1 tRNA gene is annotated in these 1,235 nt (G+C 64.5%); it reads right to left on the reverse strand.

From position 1 onward, the window contains the following. Positions 1 to 660: 660 nt before the first annotated feature. Positions 661 to 737: transfer RNA gene (locus A33M_RS21805), tRNA-Arg, on the reverse strand. Positions 738 to 1,235: the final 498 nt, after the last annotated feature.

Below are 1,235 nucleotides of genomic sequence, written 5' to 3' on the forward strand. Positions count from 1 at the left end.
GAAGGCTTCATGGCCCGCTTGGCCGAATGGGTCGCTTGTTTGCTGCAGGCCGGCACACCAAGCGCCGGGCGCGCCCTTCCCCGCGCCGCCGGGGGACTGCTGGTCCGATTCGTGACTGAAATCGCCGCGGCAGCCGCCAATCCGCGCCAGTCCCTCGCCCTCGCGAGCTGACGCGAATTCTTGCCCAGCCTCGAGCGCGTTGCCCACAGGCCCACAGCCGCAAACGCCGCAGACAAAACGTTTGGCGGCATGATATCGGAAGGCAGGAGCAGCCGAGCTTCCAACTAAAAACGCCACGCCAGTGGTCCTCGCCTCGGGGTCCACTTCAGACGGCACCGGACGGCGTTGGACAGCGCGGCACCCGCTTTCAAGCATTTGGTCGGATTGAAATCCGCACGGACTGGACGGGTTGGACAGCCTTCTTTTTTTTGAAGAGGGGAGAATGGAAGCGTATGCGCCGACCCATGCGTATGCGCATAGCCCGCTCGTCGCGCCGACCGCGAGAGGCTCGGCGATCCGATGCCCGGAACTGAAGCAGTCATCGCCTGCGGACGTGAGCTCGGCGGTTCTGCTGCTTACGTGGTGCTTACGTGAGAAAAATCTCGATCGGGCGACCGTTCGCCTCACTCGACCACGCTCTTGATTTTAATTTCAAAAAAATGGCGCGCCCGAAGAGATTCGAACTCCTGACCCCCAGATTCGTAGTCTGGTGCTCTATCCAGCTGAGCTACGGGCGCCGCCTGCCGCGACCGTGTCCGAGGACGACGGTGCGAGGAGCCCGCATGTATCGCCTCGGAGCCGGCTTGGCAAGGCCCCTTTGGCAAGGCCCCTCGACGACGACCTTTCCGCCGGCAGTCCCGTCTTCGGTTCCGCCGGCCGGGAGCGGCGAATGGCGAGTAGCGAGTGGCGAGTGGCGAGTAGGGGCGCGCGCATGGCTGGCCCGCGCCGCTGGCGGCCGCGGAGAGGGGCGAATAGCGAATGGCGAGTAGCGGGGAGGGCCGTCGGGCGCGGGTACGGATTTCCGCGACACCCGGCGCAACGCTCCCGGCGAGCCGGGACGTCGGAGCCTGTGAATCGATCGATTTTCGCGCTTTCTGACCCCAATGAATTCAATGATCAGACAGGGTCGCAAACGCTGAAAACCGGAATGATACCAGCGGCGGGAAACTATGACCTCATCCTGGGTCGCGAAGCGGCCGTCTCGAAGGATGAGGCCCGCACCGTGGCCTCGCCCT

This window comes from Rhodovulum sp. PH10, from assembly GCF_000293785.1.
Classification (GTDB): Bacteria; Pseudomonadota; Alphaproteobacteria; order Rhizobiales; family Xanthobacteraceae; genus Rhodoplanes.